We start from the raw sequence: 645 nt of genomic DNA, 5'->3' as shown, positions 1-645 counted from the left end.
AAAAGAGCCAGAAAAGATGAGATTACAAGCTGCTTAATTGGGCTTGATGGTGACAACTACCTTGAAAAACTCCGGTACGCCATGCTTCCACAGCTTGGCTCCATGTTCTCCTGCGGTTTTACACTCTAATATCTGCACCTCATCACTTGAGCTATGCTGAAGAAACCGTACAACTAAACTTGGTAAACTAAGCGTATTAATCGGAGTTTATCATGACCAAGAAAATAAGAACCTACAGTGACGAATTTAAAGCAGAAGCTGTCAAGAAGATATCAGACAATAATGGCAATATCTCGGCTACCGCAAAGCAGCTTGGCATTGCCATGCAAACGCTCTCAAATTGGCATAACAAAGCCAATCAAGGCAAGCTTGTCGGCACAGATCAATATGATCCTGATCTTATGAGTGCTCTTCAAGAAATAAAGCAGCTCAAGCGGCAGCTTAAAGTGGCTGAAGAGGAGCGCGAGATCTTAAAAAAGGCGACGGCGTACTTTGCCAATGAGGAACGTTAAGAAACAGTCTAGTAGACTGTTTTAGTGACGCAAGACGTAGGGCTATGCCCGCAGTGACAGCTAGTGAAGTACGCCTTTATTGAAGATAATCAGCAGCTTTTTAGTATCACTCGCATGTGCCGTGTGTTACATG

General features: G+C 43.6%; 1 pseudogene. It reads left to right on the top strand.

The window, feature by feature from the left end:
• Positions 1 to 212: 212 nt before the first annotated feature.
• Positions 213 to 645: pseudogene (locus AAEY80_RS14305) on the top strand (transposase); the annotation flags it as partial.

Source organism: Psychrobacter sp. 78a-MNA-CIBAN-0178 (assembly GCF_040309625.1).
Taxonomy (GTDB): Bacteria; Pseudomonadota; Gammaproteobacteria; order Pseudomonadales; family Moraxellaceae; genus Psychrobacter; species Psychrobacter okhotskensis.
The sequence above is the reverse complement of the archived record's forward strand: the minus strand, read 5'-3'. Positions and strand labels throughout refer to the sequence as shown.